The sequence below is a fragment of the Salinimicrobium sp. CAU 1759 genome, assembly GCF_054482715.1.
On the sequence record NZ_JBTLRK010000001.1, the window covers coordinates 1149957 to 1173300 of the forward strand.

The window sequence follows — 23344 nt, forward strand, 5'->3', positions numbered from 1 at the left end:
AAATGTAATTTAGAGATATATCCAAATTTATTGATTTTACTACGGAATTCACCAGGTCTATGAAGAATTTTAAGAAGCAGTTTCCCCTTTTAGAGCAATACACCTATCTTGACACTGCTGCATCGGGTCTCTTGCCCGAATCTGTTCTTGAATTCCGGCAGGACCACGACCTGGATTTTTTGATAGGTGCGAGTATGTTCCGGGAAAAAGGGGATAAGTTGTTTCTGAAGGTAAGACAAGCTGTGGGACAGCTCTTTGACTGTGCTCCCAATCTGGTGGCGCTGACTCCAAATTTTTCCTACGGAATCAATCTGCTCATGGAAGGTATTGAAAAGGACCAAAAAGTTCTTTTACTGCGGAAGGATTACCCCTCCTTAAATTGGGCTGTGGAATCCCGAAATTTCAAGGTCTGCTATGCTGAAATAGATGAAAACCTGGAACAGAATATAGCTGAAGCCGTTGCACGCGAAAAGCCCGATATATTTGCCTTCAGCCTGGTGCAATACATCAACGGCATTAAAATAGATCCTCACTTCCTGAAGTCCCTAAAAAAGGAAAATCCAAACCTGCTCCTGTTTGCCGATGGAACGCAGTATTGCGGGACTGAAAAATTCAGCTTTGAAAATTCAGCTTTAGATGTGTTGGGAGTAAGTACTTATAAATGGCTCAATGCCGGCTATGGAAATGGCTTCTTCCTTTTTAAAGAGCACATGAGAGAGAAGATCGCCCCGGCCGACCTGGAGCTGAAGGAACTTCAGGGAAAGAACAAGCCGCATAAAGGCAGTTTTATCGGCAAGTTTGAACCCGGGCACCTTGATACCCTTAACTTCGGAAGTCTGAAATACGCCATAGACCTTATTAACCAGATCGGAATGGAAGGGATCGAAAAACGTATTGCAGAACTAGCGGCTGTTGCTAAAGAAAAGCTTGCCGAAAAAGGCCTTTTAGAGCCTGCAGTAGTAAACCGGAAGCTGCATTCTTCCATCTTTAATATCGAGGGCGATGAAAAGCTGTTCAATAAATTGCGTAGCAACAAGATCATTTGCTCCATGAGGGGAGAGGGGATAAGAGTCAGTTTTCACTACTTTAACACCGAAGAAGACCTGGATCAACTACTTAAACACCTAAAATAAAAGGTGCCAAAAATGTCATTTTTTGAAAGGTCTTTTTGTCTATTAATTTTTACAAATCGACGATAAATTAGAACTCACAGGTTTTCAAAACCTGTGAGTTCTTCAAGTCTCTAGAGCAAAAGCACACCTTCAGTTTTTAATTCCAGCCTCATCTCTTCCGGCCACACGCTCACCTGTACTTCTCCAATATGCCGCTTCTTCAGTAGGAACATGCACATCCTGGATTGCCCAATTCCGCCGCCAATGGTTTGTGGCAGACTTCCCTGCAGCAGCTGACTGTGGTAAAACAGTTTTCGTCGGTCCTCTGCTTTTCGGATCTGTAGCTGAAGTTCGAGGGTCTCCTTATCCACTCTTATTCCCATAGATGACAATTCAAATGCCTGTTCCAACACGGGGTGCCAAACAAGAATATCACCGTTGAGACCTTTGGTCGTAGCCGAGGTAGGAGTGCTCCAGTCATCATAATCGGGGGCACGGCCATCGTGAAGCTCTCCGCCTTCCATTGCACCTCCAATTCCCATCAAAAAAACAGCACCAAATTCTTTTACTGCTTTGTCTTCTCTTTGTTTGGAGCTCAGGTCGGGATATTGTTTCTGGAGATCTTCGGCATGAATAAAGGTGATCTCTGCCGGCAAGCTTTGGGTGAGAAGAGGATATTGCACGGCCACAGCGGCTTCGGTAGCTAGAAGGGAGCTGTAGATGCGGGTTACCTGTTCCTTGAGAAAATCAAGATGCCGATCCTGAGGAGTCATTACCTTTTCCCAGTCCCACTGGTCCACCGAGATAGAATGTAGGGGCCCCAGGTCTTCATCGGGACGAAGAGCTTTCATGTCGGTCACAATGCCGGTGCCGGGTTCCAATTCGTATTCCTTCAGTCTTAGACGTTTCCATTTGGCAAGGGATTGCACCACTTCGGCTCTTTGCTCCTGCATGTACTTTATGGGGAATCCTACCGGTCTTTCTATGCCGTTGAGGTCGTCGTTGATGCCTGTGCCGTGGAGCACCACACTCGGGGCCGAGACTTTTACCAGGGAAAGTTGTTCTTTCAGGTGTTTTTCAAATTCCGTTTTTACAAAATGAACGGCTTCTTCTGTTTGAAGTTTATGCGATAATTGTTGTACTGTAGTTTTCATATTTCTTGTTTTAGATTATTTTTTAAATAAAAAAGCCTGCCCCGGAAAGGAGCAGGCCAATAGGCACAGAGATCCTCTCCTCCCGGTGGTGGACTATTATTATTGATATTATTTACTTGTAGTTTTTTCATAGGTGCTAAAAAAAAAGCCTTTCCGGGAACGGAAAGGCTTTAAATATTGTTTAAGGGATCTCTTTACACAATAATAGCTTTCCGCAACCTGAGTTGGTTCAGATTGGTATTGAAATTATTATTGTTGTTGTTGAAAATCACCTGTTTATCCTTTTGATATGTGTAAACTTAGTTCTTTTTTCTGAACCCACAAATTTATTTTTCTACTTTGACTCCGTTCCAAAAGGCGACATAATTTTTAATCTTTGAGGCTTCGGGTTTTGGATGTGGGTAGAACCAGGCTGCATCAGGATTTCTTTCCTCTCCCACCTGCAGGTGAAAATAGGAAGCTTTTCCTTTCCACGGGCAAACGGTGTGCTTATCGCTTAGCTGAAAGAATTCAGATCTAATAGAGTCGGGAGGAAAGTATTGATTGTTCTCGACCTCTACTGTCTGGTCGCTTTCGGCTATGATGGTGTTGTTCCAGATCGCTTTCATGATGTTATTCTTTTAAAAAGGTAATTTTTGAAGCAGTTTTCCTTATCTGCCCAGCTGCCGGCGATCTCCAGGCCTGCTTCTTTTGCCAGCCACGCTATTGAAGTGTCATCATATTTTTGGGATACTTCGGTATGTATTGTCTCCCACTTTTGAAAATGTACCTCAAGGTCGAGCGCATTGATCTGTACTGTTTGTTCTTTAGTACTAACCAGATAGCTTTTTGCTATGCCGGTTTCAGGATTGTAGAGAGGCCAGTGGAGAAAACTTTCAGGATCAAAATTGGCACTAAGTTCACGATTCATGCGAATTAGTAGGTTCTTATTAAATGCCTCGGTAACTCCTTCCCTGTCATTATATGCATTTAGGATTACCCGGGGTTCCTTTTTTTGATCAACTCCCATAAAGAAGAGATCGCTTTCGTGCATTGCTGAAGAGATCTTTTTAAGGAAGATCACGGCTTCCTCCTGGGAGAGATTGCCAATGTTGGATCCCAGGAACAGAATCACTTTTTTTCGGTCACGATAGTCCGAGAGTCGCGCAAGAACTTCAGCATATGTTCCCTGTTGCGGTTCGACGTCAACTGCAGGAATTTCCTGTTCCAGGCTGTCACTAAGCTGGTCCAGCACATTTTTACTAATATCAACAGGCAGGTATTTGTAGTCGTAATTCTTTTGCTCAAAATGCCTTAGCAGCACTTTTGTCTTTTTCCCATCACCGGCGCCCAGTTCTATAAGGTCAAAACCTTCAAAAGAAGCAAAGGCATCACCAATTTCCTCCCTGTTTCGCATTAGGATATGATATTCCTTCCCGGTAAGATAATATTCCGGCAAATTCATTATTTGCTGAAAGAGTTCATCTCCCTTATCGTCGTAAAAATATTTTGAGCTTATCTTCTTGGGGTAGGAGGTAAGGCCCTTGAATACATCTTCGGCGAACTGTGTTTTGAATTCCGGAGGTTTGGTGTTGTTCATAAGGAAAAATTAGCTGCTCATTTCCCTTTTTTGAAACCATAAAAAAAGGAAACCCGCAGGTTTCCTTCAAATTTAAAATTTAAAAGCCTTCTTTTAGTTAAAGGAATACTAACAATCCCTTAGAAACGGCTGAAGGACATTGGGAGTAAAAAACTTACTGCAACAGGCTCCCCATCTTCTGCACCCGGTTCAAAGGCCGGCATTTTTTGAAGTTGCTTTATTACTTCCCCGGCGAATTGATCTCCGCCCCCGTACACTACTATTTGTCCTACCTTTCCATCTACTCCCACCACAAAGGCCGCAGTAAGGGAATAGCTTCCCGGTTCTTTACGAGCTGAAGTTCTTACATTCCTATTCATCCAGTCATTTATGGAAGTAGTGCTGCAAATGTCCCTTTCTTTAGTCTTTCGGCAAGTTTTCCAGACGGGTTTCTGCTCTGCATTTTCAGATAAGATCACCTCGGAAAATGATTTTTGAGAATTGGACAGGTAAAGTGGCATTTTAAGATCAACAATTATATTTGCTTTTTTGCCCTCGTGTTCGCCCGGAAAAAATGGAGGCATGTCCCTTAAACGATCGGATAATAGTTTTGCAGCTTCTTCGGGAATTCCCTTTACAGAGGTCCAGCTTACTTTGCCTGAAGTATCAATAATAACCCTCACCGGCATTTCAATCTTCTCAATTCCGGCGGCTGCCAAAGGACCAACTCCTGGTATGTGCTGCAGCAAATATTTTTCGATAATAGCTGCAGTACAAGCAGCAGATCTTTCGGAACAACCGGAATTATAGGGAGGCTCCTCAGCCTGTATTAAAGGAACAAAAGCTGCAGATTCCTCTTCCTGCTGAGGAAAAGCTTCCGAAGTAAAAAGAATCAGGAACAGGAAACAGATGTAATTTTTCAACATCAATGATCTAAAAGGTGAAAGGCACTTTATAGCTCACCTCTGTAGGTTTGCCCGCCAATTGACCCGGAGTCATCTGGGGAATGGCAAGAATTATTCTTTTAGCCTCCTCATTTAATTCCTTTTTTGGTCCCTCAACATCAGTTACCACCGGCTTTCCTTCTTTGTTTATCACAAAAGAAACTACTGCTTTTCCTCTAATGTAGTTTCCACTTGCATCCTTAGGGAATTTGTAATTCGCCTTGAGATGCCCGGTAAGCTTCTCCTTAAAACAGGCTTTAGAGTTTTGAGCAGATTCACAACCGGGCCATATTGGCGGCGTCTCTTTGGTTGTAAGTGTATTTTTGGAAACTTTCACTCCCTCCTGCGCAAAGATTGTACCTGCGGAAAAAAGGAAAAGCACTAACAGTAGTTTTTTCATGATCTGGGGTTTTTAAAAATTAAAAACGGTAGGTGGTCGTAAAGTTTCTGGAGTCCGGTTCTCCGTTGAGGGTTCCCGGCTTCATATCAGGGATCTTTTCCAGCATTTCGCGTGCTGCTTCATTCACCAGTGGCTCTGATCCTTCAACCGATTTCACCACAACTTCACCCTTTTCGTTGACATCAAAAGATACCTTCACCTGTCCGCGAATGTACTCGTTGTCTTTCATAGGGTACTCATAATGTTCCCTAACGTGGGCATTCAGTTTTTCGTTAAAACATTCAGATTTATCTTCGGCGTCTTCACAACCGGGCCAAACCGGAGAGGTTTGCTGTGCCTGGGAAACTGCTATTCCTCCAAAGAAAAAACATGTAATAACTAAGAACTTTTTCATACTGCTAAAAAATTTAAAAATTAAACCGCTACCTGGCCTTTTATGGCAGGATGCGGATCATAATTTTCCAATTTAAAATCTTCAAACTTAAAATCAAAAATATTTTTCACTTCGGGGTTTAGCTTCATGGTTGGTAATGGTCTAAAGTCCCGCGACAGTTGCAGGTTTACCTGCTCTAAATGGTTGTTGTATATATGTGCATCTCCAAAAGTGTGAATAAAGTCACCTGCTTCATAACCACATACCTGTGCGATCATCATAGTGAGAAGGGCATAGGAGGCAATATTGAAGGGTACTCCAAGGAAGATGTCGGCGCTGCGCTGGTAAAGTTGACAGGACAGTTTTCCGTCGGCTACATAGAACTGAAAGAATGCGTGGCAGGGCGGAAGCGCTGCTTTGCCATTAGCCACATTTTCTGAAAAAGATCTTGAAGTATCTGGTAGTACAGAAGGATTCCACGCAGTCACCAGCATTCGGCGACTGTTGGGATTTTTCTTTAAGGTATCCACCACTTCTTTGATCTGGTCAATATCTTCGCTGTTCCAGTTGCGCCATTGATGACCGTAAACCGGACCCAGATCTCCGTTCTCATCTGCCCACTCGTTCCAGATGCGCACCCCATTCTCTTGAAGATACTTAACATTGGTGTCCCCATTGAGGAACCACAACAGTTCGTAAACTATTGATTTGAGGTGGAGCTTTTTCGTGGTGACCATTGGGAAGCCTTCGCTTAGGTCGAACCTCATTTGATATCCAAAGACACTTTTGGTGCCTGTTCCCGTGCGATCTCCTTTTTCGTTTCCGTTCTCCAGAACATGTTTTATAAGGTCGTGGTACTGCTTCATAGTATTAGTTTAAAAAGACCTGCAAGGTTTATTTTTAACCTGGTAGGTCTTATAATATAATCTTTCCGACTAGATGTTCCTTCAGACCTACAAGGATTTTTTTAAAAATAGTAGGTCTAGAAATAACTGCTTCAGACCTACAAGGTTTTTAAACCCTTGCAGGTCAGGTCAAAAATGACAAATTCCGGATCAATTTCAGCTAAAATAGGAAACTACCCGGAATTAAAAAGTTAATTGAGAAAAGGAGTTTTAAAGTACTTATTAACCAATGATCATCCCGGCAATTGTAGCCGAAAGCAGGGAAGCTATAGTACCACCTATAAGGGCTTTCATTCCAAATTCCGACAGGTTCTTACGCTGTCCCGGAGCAAGGGAACCAATGCCGCCGATCTGGATTCCTATGGAAGCAAAATTTGCAAATCCACAAAGCATATAGGTAGCCATAATGATCGATTTTTCATAGGTAAGACTTAGCGCGTTCACCGGATTCTTAAGTTCGGCTAACTGAATGTACCCTACAAATTCGCTGGCTGCAAGTTTGATCCCAAGCAGCTGCCCCATAAGCATCATATCTTCGGTAGCTACTCCTATCAGCCACATTAATGGAGCAAAAATCAGCCCGAGTAACGATTCCAGAGAAAGTCTTGCGTATGGAGTATTTTCAGCCATCACAGCATTAAGGGTGGTCAGATCCCCAAACCAACCCAACACGTAATTGATAAGGGCAATAAAAGCGATGAACACCAGTAGCATGGCAGCAACATTGGCTGCAAGTTTAAGACCTTCTGTAGTACCATTGGCAATGGCATCAAGTAGATTGGACCCTATCTTTTCCGAAGAAACTTCGACGTTCTTGTCAAACTCCTGTTGCTGCGGATAAAGGATCTTCGAAACTACAATTGCTCCGGGCGCTGCCATTACAGAGGCGGCTAAAAGGTGCTTTGCGAATTCCAGTCTCAAGGCAGGATCGTCTCCACCTAAAAAGCCAATGTAGGCAGCGAGAACTCCTCCTGCCACGGTCGCCATCCCGCCAATCATCACCAGCAGGATCTCCGATCTGGTCATTCTCTCAAGGTATGCCTTGATCATAAGCGGCGCTTCTGTCTGACCTAAAAAGATGTTTCCGGCCACACTTAAACTCTCAGGTCCCGAAATGCCCATTAGTTTTGTGAGTACCCAAGCCATTCCCTTTACAATTACCTAGATCACTCCCAGATAGAACAGTACAGAGGTAAGTGCCGAGAAGAAGATAATCGTAGGTAAAACCTGAAAGAGGAAGATGAACCCATAGCTCTCCACGTTCATTAGGCCTCCAAGCAGGAACTCACTACCGGCCGCTGTAAAGTCGAGGATGAGGACGAAGATACCACCTACGAATTCAAAAATATCCTGAATTATTTCCACTTTTAGGACCCCTATAGCCAGCAACAGTTGTGCTGATAGTCCTACTATTATCGTTTTCCAGTTGATCGCCCTGCGATTGCTGCTAAAAACAAAAGCGAGCATAATTAGAGAGGTCATTCCCAGTGCTCCTCTCCAGAAACTTGTAAAAGTGAAGCCTTGATTGGGGACGACGGTCTTGGCTGTTTCTACCGGCAGTACTTCTTCTATGGTTTGAGGCACTTCCCGTAAGGAGTAAGTGACGTCTCTTGCACTTAGTACAAGAGTCGAATCTGTAAGGGTGTTGACCCTAAAGTTCTGAATACTGTCTCCGGGTGTATCGAAAAACAACACCAGCACCTCGTTTTGATATACGTAATTCCCGGAAGCGCCAGGTATTTCCTCATTGGTGAGGGCGAGTTCAAAGTCGCCGTTGTCTAGTTTGAGGTAATCATTTCCGGGAGAGATCTCAAAAAGGGTATTTTGAGAGTTGCCTTCTACGGCTTCAAAATCCCAGGTTTTAGAAATGGATTGGGCAAAAAGGGGGGATATTCCGAAGAAGATCAGGAACAGGCAGCACCAGATTTTATTCATACCAGGGGGGAATTATTTTCGCTTTGAGATCTCATCTCGCAGGCGGGCCGCTTTTTCGTAATCTTCATTTTTTACGGCCTGATCTAACATGTTATTAAGTTCGTTTAAGGAAAGCTTTTTATAGTCGGGTTGGTCAGATTTAATTTCTACTTCTTTGGAGAACAATTCATCGACAATAATGTCTTCTTTTTCTTTCTCTTCTTCAGCTTCTTTGGCAGCATCACCTTTGAGATAAATACCGGCTTTGTCCAGGATATTCTTATAAGTAAAAATTGGTGCCTGGAATCTTAAAGCGAGCGCAATGGCATCGCTGGTCCTGGCGTCTATGATCTCCTCGATCTTATCCCGCTCACATATAAGACTGGAATAGAAAACCCCGTCCACCAATTTATGGATGATCACCTGCTTTACAACGATCTCAAAGCGATCGGCAAAATTCTTAAAGAGGTCGTGGGTGAGAGGTCTGGGAGGTTTTATCTCTTTTTCAAGAGCTATGGCAATAGACTGGGCTTCAAAGGCTCCAATGACAATAGGGAGTTTGCGTTCTCCTTCTACCTCGCTCAGGATTAAAGCATATGCCCCGTTCTGTGTTTGGCTGTAAGAAATTCCCTTGATGTTAAGGCGCACTAAACTCATACTTCAAAAATACAAAAAAAGCTGTCTAAATGGGCAAAATACCAAATTCAGACAGCCCTTTTAACGGCACGCAAGTTAAAAAAATTATGAGTTATTAGCCTTAAATTCCTTTAATTTTTCGGTGAGCTTTGGTACTATTTCAAAGGCATCTCCTACCACTCCGTAGTCGGCTGCCTTAAAGAAAGGAGCTTCGGGATCATTATTGATCACCACCTTTGTTTTTGATGCGCTTACTCCTGCAAGATGCTGAATAGCTCCCGAAATACCTACTGCGATATAAAGATTGGCAGCAACCGGTTTACCGGTTTGTCCCACGTGTTCGCTGTGCGGTCTCCATCCCATGTCGCTAACCGGCTTTGAACAGGCTGTTGCTGCTCCCAGGGTTTCTGCAAGATCTTCAAGCATTCCCCAGTTCTCGGGTCCCTTCATTCCGCGGCCACCACTTACTACGATCTCAGCATCGGCAATGGTCACCTTATCGGCTGCTTTATCTACTGAAACTACATCAACAGAAAAATCTCCTTCAGAAAGAGTAGGAGAGAAATCTTCTTCACTTGTTTCTGCAGAACTTTCCTTTAATCCGAATGCGTTCTTAGAAAGACCAATGATCTTAACATCTGTAGAAAGTTTTGTGAAGCTGAATGCTTTATTGGTAAAGGCAGTCCTTTTTACTTCAAGCGGCTCTGTTCCTTCAGGAAGAGCCACCACGTTTGAAGCATAACCTGCTTCCAGTTGCACGGCAAGTAAGGGTGCTAAATATTTTGAGTTGGCGCTTTGGCTAAGGATGATCACTTTTGAACCTTCTTTTTCAGCAGCCTGCTTGATGGCATCGGCGTAGGCCTTTGCGTTGAACTTTTCGAGCTTACTGTCATTCACCTTTAGCAACTTGCTCACCCCGTAGGTTCCGAGATCGCCGGCGCCTTGTGCGTTAAAAGAAACGGCAGTGACATCTGTCCCCAGCATGTCGGCCACTCCTTTTGCATAAGAAGCCACCTCGAGGGCCGTCTTCTTAAATTTTCCATCTTCTGATTCTGTATATACTAAAACTGACATATCTTATCTATTGAATATTTTATATTGACTATTGAATATTAAACCTTCGGTTAAATTTCAAATTCCAACTTCCAATTTCCAAAGTGGAACCTTGAACCTTAAACTTTAAACCTTGAACTAGATTACCTTCGCTTCGTTGTGAAGTAAATTCACCAGCTCGTCCAGATTATCGGGATCTATAAGTTTGATATCTCCTTTAGGTTGAGGCTTTTCGAACTTCACGGCTTCAGAATGTGCTCCGGCTTCAACAGGTTCTACTACATTTAGCGGCTTTTTACGTGCCTGCATGATCCCGCGCATATTGGGAATACGAAGGTCACTTTCCTGTACAATTCCTTTTTGAGCTCCAACCACTAGAGGAAGACTGGCTTTTAAAGTTTCCTTACCTCCGTCTATCTCGCGAACTGCGGTAGCCTTATCACCTTCTACTTCTAATCCTATGCAGGTATTGATGAAATTAGCTCCTATTAGTCCGGCAACCATTCCAGGCACCATTCCACCATTGTAGTCAATAGATTCACGGCCGGCGATGATAAGATCATAACCGCCATCCTGTGCAACTTTTGCGATCTGTTTCGCAACATATATTCCGTCTGTAGGTTTTGCATCTACTCTAATTGCAGTATCTGCGCCTATGGCCAGTGCTTTTCTCAGAGTAGGTTCGGTCTCGGCGCCGCCTACATTTATGATATCTACTGTTGCGCCCTGTTTTTCCTTGAACCACATGGCCCTGGTAAGACCAAATTCGTCATTTGGATTGATCACGAACTGCACCCCGGCGGTGTCGAATTTGGTATCGCCTTCAGAAAAATTGATCTTGGAGGTTGTATCAGGTACGTGACTAATACACACTAATATTTTCATATATCTCAGAAATTTTTAAAATAAGTTTATAAATGGTTTACGAAGATAAGGAAAAAGTGAGGAAAAATACTGTGCGTGCATAAGAAATTTTTGTCCTGAAGTAGTCGGTAATCCTTATTTGAATTACTATTTTTGTGTTTCGAAAAATTTTAATCAAATACGTGTAATGAAGACAATCCAGTTCAGGGAAGCAATTGCAGAGGCCATGAGTGAAGAGATGCGCAGAGATGAGTCTGTGTACCTCATGGGAGAAGAAGTTGCTGAATATAATGGAGCTTATAAAGCATCAAAAGGGATGCTGGACGAATTTGGTCCAGATCGCGTGATCGACACCCCGATCTCCGAATTAGGTTTTTCCGGAATAGGCGTTGGAAGCGCGATGAACGGAAATCGCCCTATTATAGAATTCATGACCTTCAACTTTTCCCTGGTGGGAATTGATCAGATCATAAACAATGCTGCCAAAATGCGCCAAATGAGCGGTGGGCAGTTCAACGTTCCTATCGTATTCCGCGGGCCAACAGCTTCAGCAGGTCAGTTGGGCGCAACCCACTCGCAGGCTTTTGAAAGCTGGTACGCGAACACTCCCGGACTAAAAGTTATAGTGCCTTCAAATCCTTACGACGCAAAAGGTCTTTTAAAAGCCGCCATTCGTGATGACGATCCTGTGATCTTCATGGAATCTGAGCAGATGTACGGGGATAAAGGAGAAGTGCCTGAAGAAGAATATGTACTTCCTATTGGAAAAGCTGATATCAAGAGAGAAGGTAGCGATGTAACTATTGTTTCCTTCGGAAAGATCATCAAGATCTGTTATAAGGCTGCTGAAGAATTAGAGAAAGAAGGAATTTCCTGTGAGATCATCGACCTTCGCACTATTCGTCCTATGGACCACGAGGCGATCCTTGAATCTGTGAAGAAGACCAACAGGTTGGTTATTGTTGAAGAAGCATGGCCATTTGGGAATGTCGCAACAGAGATCACTTACCAGGTGCAGTCCCAGGCTTTCGATTATCTCGATGCACCTATTGTAAAGATCAACACTGCCGATACCCCGGCGCCGTACTCTCCGGTACTTCTGGAAGAGTGGTTGCCAAATCACAATGACGTGATCAAAGCAGTGAAGAAAGTAATGTATAAGGACTAAATAAGACCTTCCAAAAATGACATTTTTGAGCCTCCTTTCTGGGAGGCTTTTTTAATTAGATGATAGAGCAACTTAACGATTGTTCATGCGTATCTTTTGACAAGACCGCTTCGCTCAAGAACCAGGAGCCGGGACTTTTTTAGGAGTGCCGGGAGAGGGCGAAAATTACATTGTATTCGTGGCGAACTAAAAGGACCTTTTAGAATTTCTAATTCATTTTTCTAAATAAAAACCTAAACTTTTTGAGCGGAGCAACTTCTTAAAATAATGTTTCTTCCTAAAACCGAATGAAGTAGTATATTTGCCGCCCCTAAGCAAAAAAGAGTATTAAAACATAATATTATAATGAGTAAAACATTTGACGTTCTTATCGAGATCCCGAAAGGGAGCCGTAATAAGTATGAGTACGACTTTGATCTTAAGAAAGTCCGCTATGACAGGATGATCTTTTCTTCCATGATGTATCCTGCCGATTACGGATTCATTCCTGAAACCCTTGCTCTTGACGGAGATCCCCTTGATGTGCTGGTGCTGGTGACCGAGCCAACATTTCCCGGTTGTGTGATGGAAGTGAAGCCTATTGGTGTATTCCACATGGCCGATGAGAAAGGACCTGATGAAAAGGTGATCTGTGTACCGGTTTCCGATCCTATCTGGAACAGGCTTAATGACCTGAGCGATGTGAATGGTCACCTAATCAAGGAGATCGAGCACTTCTTCCAGGTTTATAAAGACCTCGAACAAAAGAAGGTAGATGTAGAAGGTTGGGGCGACCTGCAGGAAGCGAATACTATTATTGAAGATTGTATCCAAAGATATAAGGACAGTAATGGTGAAAAAGGGAATTTCTCGATCCTGTAAGATCCAGATAATTTTTAAGAAAAAGGGCAGCTGTTGGAAAACAGCTGCCCTTTCTGTTTGGCAGAGAATTGGTTAGCCCGGTAAACTTTGTAAGCTCTCAAAAAGGTATTAGAAAAAAGGTTTTCGGATTAATTCCTTCCGAAAAATGCATTTTTGACGGTTCATGTAGCGCTATGACTGAGGATTCCAGAATAATTATAGGTAGATACTGATAAACATCATTTTTGGTAAGCTATAATTTCCCCTCTTTTGCTAACTTTAGCGCCGCTAATTAATTTTAACAAAAAATTATGGAAGAATACATGATCTGGTTGCCGGTAGTTTTGGCGATCATCGGACTCATCTTTATGTGGGTAAAACGTTCCTGGGTTTTAAAGCAGGATGCAGGAGATGGAAAAATGAAAGATATTTCCTCTCATATTTATGAAGGAGCTCTGGCCTTTCTCAATGCCGAGTATAAGATCCTTACCATTTTTGTCATTGTGGCCAGCATATTACTGGCGGGGATCTCCTTTATCGTTCCCACCACACATATACTTATCGTTGTAGCTTTTATATTCGGAGCTATCTTCTCGGCTTTTGCGGGCAACATCGGGATGCGTATTGCAACCCAATCCAATGTTCGTACAACGCAGGCAGCCAGAACAAGTCTGCCGCAGGCACTAAAAGTGTCTTTTGGAGGTGGAACTGTAATGGGGCTTGGAGTTGCAGGTCTTGCCGTACTTGGTTTGACTACTTTCTTTATCATATTCTTCCACGTTTTTATGGGCGGGGAATGGACCAATGTTCATCAAATGACCATTGTGCTGGAGACTCTCGCAGGCTTCTCTCTTGGGGCTGAATCTATTGCGCTTTTCGCCCGTGTGGGTGGTGGTATCTATACTAAAGCTGCCGATGTTGGTGCCGACCTTGTTGGAAAAGTGGAAGCCGGTATTCCTGAAGATGATCCGCGTAACCCGGCTACTATTGCCGATAACGTAGGTGATAACGTAGGGGACGTTGCCGGGATGGGTGCCGACCTCTTTGGAAGTTATGTCGCTACTGTGCTTGCGGCCATGGTCCTTGGGAACTATGTGATCAATGACATGGGCGGAAACATAATCGGAGAAGGCTTTAGCGGAATTGGCCCTATCCTTCTGCCAATGGCGATCGCCGGCTTCGGAATTATCTTCTCTATTATTGGTACTATGTTGGTGAAGATTAGCAGTAATTCTGCTAAGGAAGCAGAAGTTCAGTCAGCTTTGAATAAAGGAAACTGGGTTTCAATTATTCTTGTGGCGATCTCTTCCTATTTTCTTGTGACCTGGATGTTACCTTCCAGCATGAAAATGGTCTTCTTTGGAGAAGGAGTGCAGGTTGTTTCTTCCCTTCGTGTATTCTACGCGACCTTGGTTGGTCTTGTAGTGGGAGGAGTGATCTCTGCTGTTACAGAATACTATACCGGTCTTGGTAAAAAGCCGGTACTTTCTATCGTTCAAAATTCCAGCACCGGTGCCGGAACAAACATCATCGCCGGTCTTGCTACCGGAATGCTTTCTACTTTCTATTCTGTGCTTCTTTTCGCATTCGCGATCTGGGCTTCCTATGCTTTTGCAGGTTTTTACGGAGTTGCGATCGCGGCTTCGGCTATGATGGCAACCACTGCAATGCAGCTGGCTATTGATGCATTTGGTCCAATTGCCGATAACGCAGGTGGAATCGCTGAGATGAGCGAACTGCCTTCCGAAGTAAGGGAAAGAACAGATATCCTTGATTCAGTAGGAAACACTACTGCCGCTACAGGTAAAGGTTTTGCGATCGCATCTGCGGCGCTTACTTCTCTGGCACTTTTTGCAGCCTATGTGACCTTTACAGGAATTGACGGGATCAACATCTTTAAAGCTCCTGTACTGGCGATGCTTTTCATTGGGGGAATGATCCCTGTGGTCTTCTCGGCCCTTGCAATGCAATCTGTAGGAAAAGCAGCTATGGAAATGGTGAACGAGGTGCGTAGACAGTTCCGCGAAATTCCGGGAATCATGGAAGGAACCGGAAAGCCGCAGTACGACAAATGTGTGGAGATCTCGACTAAAGCTGCCCTTCGCGAAATGCTTCTACCGGGATTACTTACTATTGGTTTCCCTATCCTTATCGTGCTTCTGCCAATGGCTATTGGTTATGAGAACCGCCTTATAGCCGAGATGCTTGGAGGTTATATGGCCGGGGTGACCGTGAGTGGTGTGCTTTGGGCGATCTTCCAGAACAATGCCGGTGGTGCCTGGGATAATGCCAAAAAATCTTTTGAAGCCGGGGTGATGATCAACGGCGAGATGACCTATAAAGGTTCTGATGCCCATAAGGCTGCCGTGACCGGGGATACTGTTGGAGATCCATTTAAAGATACTTCAGGGCCTTCGATGAATATTCTTATCAAGCTTACCTGTTTGATCGGACTTGTTATCGCTCCGATCCTTGGGCAGGATATGGCTGTTGCCAACACTCCCGAGGTTGATGAGGTGACTATTCTTCAGGAAGAAACTAAGGCAGAAGCAGAGGTTGAGCTTTCAGCTGATAAAACCGAGGCTTTAGTTGCTGCTGAAAAAATAGCTGAAACAGTTTCTGAATTGGAGGCTGTCGATGCAAAGAAAACTTCTGAAGCAGTATCTCAAAAGGAGTAATTCTGAAAGAAATTTCCTAAAAGTTTTTTAAAATCCTCTGCAGCAGCAGGGGATTTTTATTTTTAGATGTAACTTGAAAGAGGTGTCAAAAATGTCATTTTTAAACCCCTTTTTATGAAGCTCTTTTCCCGGCTGAAGACTCATCTTACTGCCAAGCCTGAAGTAAAACTTGCAACCTACCGCAGTTATGGCACTGGCAGTCACCTTTACCTGCTGGGTCGTGCTATTGATGATGATAAGCTGAAGATGCATGAGGACCAGTCATTTTTCAGAACTCTTGCCAACACGTATAAGCAGTTTGATAGTTATGAGATCGCCCATGCAGTGATCGCGCTGGAACTGCCAAATGGTACTGTTCTAACTGAGAAAACGAACAGGAACGGCTACTTCCTGTTTGACAAAACAATTTCATTAAACCTGAAAGATTTTGCTGATGATGGAGGCTGGGTGAAGCTGAAAGTCTCTTTTGTAAACGAAGTGCCTAACAGCATTATTTCAAACGGGAATGAATTTGAAGCCGAATTGCTTATTCCGCCTCTTAAAGCCAGCTACGGAGTGATATCAGATATTGACGACACGATCTTACATACCGGGGTAACTTCTTTTCTGAAATGGAGGCTCATCAAAAATTCCCTTTTTAAGAACGCTCATAATCGTATTTCCCTGGAAGGTTCACCACAATTTTACCGTGATCTCCACGCCGGAAAAAAAGGAAATGAACAAAACCCGATCATTTATTTGAGCAATAGTCCGTGGAATCTATATGAATACCTTAAGCTGTTCCTGCAGGTCAATGACTTTCCAAAAGGACCAATTTTGCTACGGCATTTTAGAACCCCTTTTGACAAAACTCTAAAGCCTGAAAAGCCACATAAGCAGAAAGAGATCATTAATATCCTAAAAACTTATCCCCACCTCAATTTCATCCTGATTGGCGATAGCGGAGAGCATGATCCCGCGATCTACACCGAGATCGCTGCCCAGTATCCAGATCGCATCATTGCCATCTATCTACGCAGCGTAAAACATCGCCGACAAATGCAAAGAGTGAGGAGCATAGTCGACAATTTTAAGACCGTTCCCGTCCTCCTTGTTGAAACCTCCCAACAAGCTGAAGAGCATGCAAGGGAGAATGGATTTATTTAAGTGGTAAGGTTTAAGGATTAAGGTTTAAGGTTGTTGCAGGTTGCCAGGTGTTGCTATTTATAATTTGAAGTTTCAGATGGGGGTTGCACATCTTTGCGAGGGAGCCGGGAGACGACCACAGCAATCTCGTCATTGAAAAGCATAATCATTCATCTACCTCAAAGCCAGAACAGAATTCCTGAAGCAGGAGATTGCCTGCCTGCCGGAAGGTATCAGTCGCTAAAAAGCTCCTTTGCAAAGACGGTACAATAAAGGCTCGAATCTGCACCTCAAAAAAGTCTTGTTTCTTGATTCTTGGCTCTTCAATCAAAAAAATATTCTCCTGACCCTGTACTCTCAACTTAGAACAAATCTACCGTTTCCCGTCTAAAGACTGCCGTCCTTCTTTTCAGCCGGTGCCTTCCTCGGCATTGTTCCAAAGACATGGTCCCAAAAAGGAGAAGAGACCCCAAAGGCACGATCATCCTCGCGGTAGTGATGAATGGCGTGATGATGCCAAAGCACCTTCAGGATGTTGTTTGGCACTCTAAAGACATGTACTGAGTAATGAATAGCCAGATATCCCGCATAGCCAACAAGAAATCCTGCGAGAAATCCGAAGACAAGATCCCCCAGAACAGCTCGATAAAGAATAAATAAAATAGTCGCAATAAGCAAACTCAGCACCGGGGGCATGGCCAGCCGGGTTTTGTCCTTGGGGTGATCGTGATGTACCCCGTGCATGGTATAGGATATCTTCTTACGCCTTTCGGTAGTGGCAGGGATGTGGTAGAGGTAGCGATGCATCAGGTATTCTACGAGGGTAAAAAAGAAGAGTCCGCCAAGGAACAACAGGATCATTTCGGGAACCTCAAAACCTTTTTCAAAGATCCCGTAGTAGATGAGTACTGCAGCAATAGAGAAGAAGATGATCAGTGGCAGAGAGATATGGGTATGTGTAAGCCGCTCTAAAATGGGGTTTTTGAATAGTGGAGGAGAACCTCTGTGGTTCGGTCTTTTGAGTTTTTGGGATTCCATAGCATTGACCTTTAGAGGAATAGCTCAGTTTTTCTTACTAAGTTAAACCACTTGACTGCAAAAGTCAAGCATGTTTTTCATGAATGATCCATGTTCAATTAGCAGAGGTGTTGTGGGAAGTTCACAGCGGTCATTCCTATCCTGTCTGCCCGCAGGCAGGGGAGCAGACCGGTCCAGGCAATCTCGTTGTTTATGCTTTTCCTTGTCCTCGTTGTGTCGCCCTACAGAGCTCTTGTTCCTGCTTTATAAATCCCGGGGCTAAAACCCCTGGCTATTGATGTTTCGGCCCTCCGGAGTTTTTTATTTCTCTCTCTGGAGATGTCTTTTTGGGAGCAAGTTGTCGCACCCGTTTTTGCGAGCGACTTTTAGGAGCAAAGCAATCTCACTATGGTGGAGCAGAATTTGAATTCGAAGTAAAAGTAAGAATATAGCTCCCGAGAAGGAGATTGCTTCATTCGGGTTAAAAACCCTCCTTCGCAAAGACCTTTTAAAATAGAGGATAAACGTGCAACCTGAAACCTGCAATAAAAAAGGGTTTTGTCACTTAATTCAAAGAATCTTAAAACTTTCTCCGAACTCCGAACTCTCAACTACAAACAAAACTACCGTATACCGTCTAAAGACTTATTTAAAAAGTCCATTCAACTCCCCATCCACCCTGGTGATAATGTTCCCAAGATCCTCTGGATTATCAACGAAGTTGATGTTGTCCACATCAATGATGAGCAGGTTTCCTTTGTTGTAGTTGTGCACCCAGGCTTCATAGCGTTCGTTAAGTCGACTAAGGTAATCTATGGAAATAGAATTCTCGTAGTCCCTTCCGCGTTTGTGGATCTGTGAGACCAGGTTTGGAATGCTGCTGCGCAGGTAGATCAAGAGATCCGGACCTTTCACGACGCTTTCCATCAGGTCAAAAAGAGATTTGTAGTTTTCGTAATCACGGTTTGTCATAAGACCCATCGCGTGCAGGTTAGGTGCAAAAATGTGAGCATCTTCGTAAATAGTGCGATCCTGGATAATAGCTTTTCCGCTTTCACGGATGTCCAGGATCTGACGGAAGCGGCTGTTTAAAAAATAGATCTGCAGGTTAAATGACCAGCGTTCCATTTTGTTGTAGAAATCCTCGAGGTATGGATTTTCGAGTACATCTTCAAATTGTGGTTCCCAGTTAAAATGTTTCGCTAGTAATTTGGTAAGGGTCGTTTTTCCCGCCCCTATGTTTCCCGCAATGGCTACATGCATGTTCCGTGAATATTTTGGCTGTTAATTTGGAATGGGGAAATTTCCCCGCGTGGTAAATATAAGAGAATTCATTTTTGAAATGAAAAACAGTTGAAGTTAAAATGGATTTTCTGGTAGTTAGTTAGTAATTAGTTATACCGGCTATTCTCCTGCGCCGAATTCAGGAATACGAGCCTGTCGTTGGTGCCCGGTCCTCTCATGACAATTGGCTAAATCCTATTTGGCTCTTCTATTAGTAAAAAAGTTCATGCGCAACTTAAATTATTGATTTACAACTTATTGAATTATCTTTAAGGAAGTTCCTCCGGCCTTTAGTCTTTCTCATTAATTGCTGCCAATGAAAATTTCAGTCTTTGAAATAGGATTTTCGTTGCTTCCTTATGCATCATTTAGCAGAAGAGGCAAGGATTTGTCGGGTAAAAGCGAGTTACCTCCCGAGATTCGAACTCCTCCACCGCCATTTACAATTTGGGGAGATCTGTCCAATTCCCTTCAGCCAACCAAACCTGTTAAGGAGAAGTCAGGACCTTTGGTCACTGTTAATCCAGCGCATTCAGAAATTGATAAAAGGAAATTGAGATGGATCGGGTCCCAAGAAGACACGAAGTTCCAACCATATTTACCAGAGGATAGCATCTTCCGGAGCTTCTTTATCACGAAATCAACAGCTCAGAAAAAAGAATTAGAAATCAGCCTGACGTGTGAAATTATGAAGGTACATGAGGAGTTGAAGGTGCAAACAACAGAGGGAACAGGATCAATACTTAGGGTTCTATTACCACTTTCAAACGGCGAATTATGAAAATACTAGTAAGGACTTTTACATTTTTGATGTGCATACAAATGCAACTTTTTGCACAGCAAATAGATGCCGAAGATTCGCTGGACTTCAACCCCCGGTTTGAAGTTTTTAAACTGCCGGGGGACCCTTTTGTGAACAGCGTACAGGGAATGGTGCAGGATAATACAGGTTTTCTCTGGTTTGCCACACAGGGAGGGCTTTTACGCTACGATGGACAGAATTTTGTTACGTATAGAAGCGACATTAATAATCCCAATTCGCTCTCAGCGGATTATGTCGAGTCTGTCTTTCTTGATTCCAGTGGCTTACTATGGCTAACACACTGGCAGGCCGGAACTTTGACTTCTTTTGATATTGAAAGTGGAGTCTTTACAAGATTCCAGCATGATCCAAAAGACCCGGAATCTTTGAGCGGTAGTATATTCAGTACGGTTGTAGAGGACCGCGAGGGGTTTATCTGGATTGGAGGAGAAACGGGGCTTGAAAGATATAACCCTAAAACCGGGACGTTCAAACATTTGCGGCATGATCCCGAAGATCCAAATTCACTCTCTCACAATAGGGTAAGGACACTTTATGTCGATAAATCGGGTACCCTCTGGGTTGGCACAGGCTTTCCCTGGGATACCGAATCCAGGGAAGGCGGATTAAACAAATTTAATCCTGAAGACGGAACTTTTACACGGTACCTGCATGACCCTAAAGATTCGACTAGCCTTATAAATAACAAAGTCAGATCAATTCTGGAAGACAGCCGGGGCAACTTCTGGGTTGGCACTGTTGGTGACGGCTTACACTTAATGAACAGGGACAAGGGTTCCTTTAAAAGGCTAACTCATGATCCTTCAAACCCCGCTAAGTTATCAGGTCCCTGGCAACCGGGAACCACTCCGGTTGACTCTGATACCTGGACTCACATATCCTCAATTTTTGAGGACGATGAAGGCAGGATCTGGATAACCGCTTTTCCCGGCGGACTAAATTTATTTGATCCGGTTTCGGGAACTGTGGGGCACTTTACAACAAACAGCAGCACAGGGGAACTTGACACCGACTTCCTTTGGAGTACATATCAAACAAATGACGGCACACTTTGGATCACAACCGGTGGAGAGGGTAGGACAGTTTTTAAAATCAAGAAGTCTGACAACCTTTTTCCCTTTTCCGAAATTCCTATGGATGAGAATGAATTGAGATTACCTTCCAGTGGGATATTAAAAGATAAAGAGGGCCATATTTGGATAGCCCGGGGAGCTTTTATCGAACGCATTGATCGCAATACCGGGGCGAGAACAATAATTACCATCATCAATGCTCAACAACCGGTTACACGAATACTGGGCTTAACCTTGGATAGGGAGGGATATATTTGGGCTGGAACTGACTTTGGCCAATTTCGGGGAAATCCGCAAACTTCCGTTTTCCAGGTGTTTAAACCCCCGGGAATTCCAGATGATATTTTACAAACTCTTTGGGCACCCTTTTTACATTCCATCTCCGGCCATTTCTGGTTTGGGAGTTGGGAATATGGTCTTTTTCAATATGATCCGAGCACAGATGAAGTCGTGAACTACATCCACGATCCCAACGATCCAAATAGCCTAAGTGGAAACAACGTGGGATCCATTTACGAAGATAAAAAGGGCAATATTTGGGTTGGAGGAGGTTCTCCAAATGGGGACCTCCTCCAACCATTATATTTAGATCGAATTAGCCCAAAGACAGGACAGATAGAGCGGTTTTTCACCGGCAGCAAACAACGTGGTCTGGTAATGAATCTGACTGACAACAATGATGGCAACATTTGGTTTACTGATTGGTTGAACGGTTTTCAAAAATTAGATCCTGCCACCGGAACAATAAAATCCTTTACTTCCTATAATAGTCTATTACCTTCAAACAATCTTTTATCTCTGAAAAAATCAGGCGATGGAAAACTCTGGTTAAGTGACCAGCATACCATTATTAAGTTTGATCCGGTTTCCGAAACAATGTCAGTTTATAATGCAAACAGCGGTGTACGAAATGCTTTTGATCATTTCAACAGCGGATTTGTTACTGACGACGGGGAACTGTTTTTCAGCCGGAAAGGGGGGTATCATGCTTTTTACCCCAATCAGATTTTGCAAGAAAGGAATGTCAGGCTTCCGGATATTCGGATAACCGACTTCCAGATGCTCGGCAATCAGAATCCATCTGCAGCTTATGAATTATTTGAGAAACCGGTCTGGCAAACAGCAGCGATAGAATTGCCACACGACCAGAATCTATTTGCGCTATCGGTTACCTTATTTGATTTCTATGATCCTTCATCCATTCAATTACAGTTTATGCTCGAAGGCTATGACAGGGCATGGCGTAATGACATTCGTGATGGGGAAACATCTCCCTACATCAATGTTCCACCAGGAGATTACACTTTCAAGGTGCGGGGAGCCAACAGTTTTGGAGTCTGGAACATGGAAGGCGCCACAATGGGAATCACAATCCTGCCACCCTGGTGGAAAACATGGTGGGCGTATTCCTTTTATTTGATGTTGTTCATTTTAGGAATTGTTGCCTTTAATCGATTCCAGAGAAAACGACTTATGCGAAGAGAACGAGAAGCTGCCCGGGGGAAAGAGCTGGAACATGCTAAGGAAATTGAGCTTGCTTATAAAAACCTGGGGAAAGCCCATGAAAATTTAAAAGCCGCACAGGAACAAGTCGTGCAGCAGGAAAAGCTCGCCTCCCTGGGGCAACTTACGGCCGGGATAGCCCATGAAATACAGAATCCGTTGAACTTCGTTAATAACTTTTCCGATCTTAATTCTGAATTAATAGGGGAAATTTCAGCTGAATTACAAAAGAGCAGCGATGCCAGAGACGAGGCTGTAGTACTCGAAATCCTTAGAGATTTAAAGGCTAATGAAACTAAAATTGCCCATCACGGGAAAAGGGCAGATGCTATTGTAAAAGGAATGCTTGAACACAGCCGCAATAGTTCCGGAGAAAAAGTCGCTACAGATGTTAATGCTTTAGCCGATGAATACTTGCGCCTTAGCTACCATGGATTAAGAGCTAAAGATAAATCCTTTACTGCAGATTTTTCCATGGACCTGGACCCTAATTTACCCACAATAAAAGTCGTGCCGCAGGATATTGGGAGGGTGTTCCTTAACCTTATAAATAACGCCTTCCAGGCTGTTCACGGAGTTGAAAATCCGAGGGTTATGGTTACGACAAAACACCGAGAGAATTCTGTTGAAATAAAAGTTACCGACAACGGCCCGGGCATTCCTGATTCAATCAAAGATCAGATTTTTCAGCCGTTTTTCACTACCAAGCCTGCTGGACAGGGAACGGGATTAGGCTTAAGCCTGAGCTATGATATAATCAAAGCCCATGACGGAAAGCTAAAGCTCAGTTCCACACCCAAGGGTACAGTTTTTACCGTCGTATTACCGGTCCACTGAAGAAAGCTGTTATTTTGATACTTTGTTATTCTCTTCAAAATAAGCAGCCGCTACAATGCCATTTTTGGAACTAATTAACTGAC

19 protein-coding genes and 1 pseudogene are annotated in these 23344 nt (G+C 43.5%); 7 read left to right on the plus strand and 13 right to left on the minus strand.

Features of this window, described 5'->3' with window-relative positions:
* Window positions 1–59: 59 nt before the first annotated feature.
* On the plus strand, window positions 60–1133 hold the full coding sequence (locus tag ACXYMT_RS05240) for an aminotransferase class V-fold PLP-dependent enzyme (protein WP_459058033.1): 1074 nt from the start codon (window positions 60–62) through the stop codon (window positions 1131–1133).
* Window positions 1134–1243: 110 nt separating this feature from the next.
* Here the strand turns inward: ACXYMT_RS05240 and asnA are convergent, their stop codons facing one another.
* The 11 genes and pseudogenes from asnA to ACXYMT_RS05295 all read right to left on the minus strand — a co-directional run bounded on the left by asnA (window position 1244) and on the right by ACXYMT_RS05295 (window position 10934).
* Window positions 1244–2266, minus strand: a complete 1023-nt coding sequence (gene asnA / locus ACXYMT_RS05245; protein WP_459058034.1) for an aspartate--ammonia ligase — start codon at window positions 2264–2266, stop codon at window positions 1244–1246.
* A 326-nt stretch (window positions 2267–2592) separates the two neighbouring features.
* The gene (locus ACXYMT_RS05250) at window positions 2593–2874 is read right to left on the minus strand and encodes a DUF427 domain-containing protein (protein ID WP_459058035.1); all 282 of its coding nucleotides are present in this window, start codon (window positions 2872–2874) and stop codon (window positions 2593–2595) included.
* The gene (gene egtD, locus ACXYMT_RS05255) at window positions 2871–3845 is read right to left on the minus strand and encodes an L-histidine N(alpha)-methyltransferase (RefSeq protein WP_459058036.1); all 975 of its coding nucleotides are present in this window, start codon (window positions 3843–3845) and stop codon (window positions 2871–2873) included. Before egtD ends, ACXYMT_RS05250 begins: the two co-directional genes overlap by 4 nt.
* Window positions 3846–3964: 119 nt before the next feature.
* Complete coding sequence (locus ACXYMT_RS05260) at window positions 3965–4750, minus strand: energy transducer TonB (RefSeq protein ID WP_459058037.1); 786 nt, start codon at window positions 4748–4750, stop codon at window positions 3965–3967.
* 7 nt (window positions 4751–4757) lie between these two features.
* Complete coding sequence (locus ACXYMT_RS05265) at window positions 4758–5168, minus strand: energy transducer TonB (protein WP_459058038.1); 411 nt, start codon at window positions 5166–5168, stop codon at window positions 4758–4760.
* A gap of 19 nt (window positions 5169–5187) precedes the next feature.
* A complete protein-coding gene (locus ACXYMT_RS05270; RefSeq protein WP_459058039.1) occupies window positions 5188–5562 on the minus strand; it encodes an energy transducer TonB in 375 nt (124 codons plus the stop codon).
* 20 nt (window positions 5563–5582) lie between these two features.
* Window positions 5583–6407, minus strand: coding sequence for a thymidylate synthase (locus tag ACXYMT_RS05275; RefSeq protein ID WP_459058040.1), 825 nt, complete (start codon window positions 6405–6407; stop codon window positions 5583–5585).
* A 261-nt stretch (window positions 6408–6668) separates the two neighbouring features.
* Window positions 6669–8381, minus strand: a pseudogene (locus tag ACXYMT_RS05280) (nucleoside transporter C-terminal domain-containing protein).
* Window positions 8382–8393: 12 nt separating this feature from the next.
* A complete protein-coding gene (locus ACXYMT_RS05285; protein ID WP_324721616.1) occupies window positions 8394–9017 on the minus strand; it encodes a bifunctional nuclease family protein in 624 nt (207 codons plus the stop codon).
* 84 nt (window positions 9018–9101) lie between these two features.
* Window positions 9102–10070: an electron transfer flavoprotein subunit alpha/FixB family protein gene (locus ACXYMT_RS05290; protein ID WP_459058041.1), complete on the minus strand. Its 969-nt coding sequence runs from the start codon at window positions 10068–10070 to the stop codon at window positions 9102–9104.
* A gap of 117 nt (window positions 10071–10187) precedes the next feature.
* On the minus strand, window positions 10188–10934 hold the full coding sequence (locus tag ACXYMT_RS05295; protein WP_459058042.1) for an electron transfer flavoprotein subunit beta/FixA family protein: 747 nt from the start codon (window positions 10932–10934) through the stop codon (window positions 10188–10190).
* A 157-nt stretch (window positions 10935–11091) separates the two neighbouring features.
* On the opposite strand from ACXYMT_RS05295, the gene ACXYMT_RS05300 reads away from it, so the two are divergent.
* From ACXYMT_RS05300 to ACXYMT_RS05315, 4 genes are all read left to right on the plus strand, one after another.
* Complete coding sequence (locus ACXYMT_RS05300; protein ID WP_459059149.1) at window positions 11092–12081, plus strand: pyruvate dehydrogenase complex E1 component subunit beta; 990 nt, start codon at window positions 11092–11094, stop codon at window positions 12079–12081.
* A 345-nt stretch (window positions 12082–12426) separates the two neighbouring features.
* The gene (locus ACXYMT_RS05305; RefSeq protein WP_459058043.1) at window positions 12427–12942 is read left to right on the plus strand and encodes an inorganic diphosphatase; all 516 of its coding nucleotides are present in this window, start codon (window positions 12427–12429) and stop codon (window positions 12940–12942) included.
* A 290-nt stretch (window positions 12943–13232) separates the two neighbouring features.
* Complete coding sequence (locus tag ACXYMT_RS05310; RefSeq protein ID WP_459058044.1) at window positions 13233–15599, plus strand: sodium-translocating pyrophosphatase; 2367 nt, start codon at window positions 13233–13235, stop codon at window positions 15597–15599.
* A 114-nt stretch (window positions 15600–15713) separates the two neighbouring features.
* Complete coding sequence (locus ACXYMT_RS05315) at window positions 15714–16745, plus strand: App1 family protein (RefSeq protein WP_459058045.1); 1032 nt, start codon at window positions 15714–15716, stop codon at window positions 16743–16745.
* Between the two features lie 366 nt (window positions 16746–17111).
* Here the strand turns inward: ACXYMT_RS05315 and ACXYMT_RS05320 are convergent, their stop codons facing one another.
* Both ACXYMT_RS05320 and ACXYMT_RS05325 read right to left on the minus strand, forming a co-directional pair.
* Window positions 17112–17762, minus strand: coding sequence for a sterol desaturase family protein (locus ACXYMT_RS05320; RefSeq protein ID WP_459058046.1), 651 nt, complete (start codon window positions 17760–17762; stop codon window positions 17112–17114).
* A gap of 624 nt (window positions 17763–18386) precedes the next feature.
* On the minus strand, window positions 18387–19004 hold the full coding sequence (locus ACXYMT_RS05325; RefSeq protein ID WP_459058047.1) for a deoxynucleoside kinase: 618 nt from the start codon (window positions 19002–19004) through the stop codon (window positions 18387–18389).
* A gap of 337 nt (window positions 19005–19341) precedes the next feature.
* Between ACXYMT_RS05325 and ACXYMT_RS05330 the strand changes: the two genes are divergently transcribed.
* Window positions 19342–19806, plus strand: a complete 465-nt coding sequence (locus ACXYMT_RS05330) for an ATP-binding protein (RefSeq protein WP_459058048.1) — start codon at window positions 19342–19344, stop codon at window positions 19804–19806.
* Entirely contained in the window at window positions 19803–23261 is a 3459-nt protein-coding gene (locus ACXYMT_RS05335) for a two-component regulator propeller domain-containing protein (protein WP_459058049.1), read from the plus strand. The genes ACXYMT_RS05330 and ACXYMT_RS05335 overlap by 4 nt, the downstream gene beginning before the upstream one ends.
* Window positions 23262–23344 lie beyond the last annotated feature (83 nt).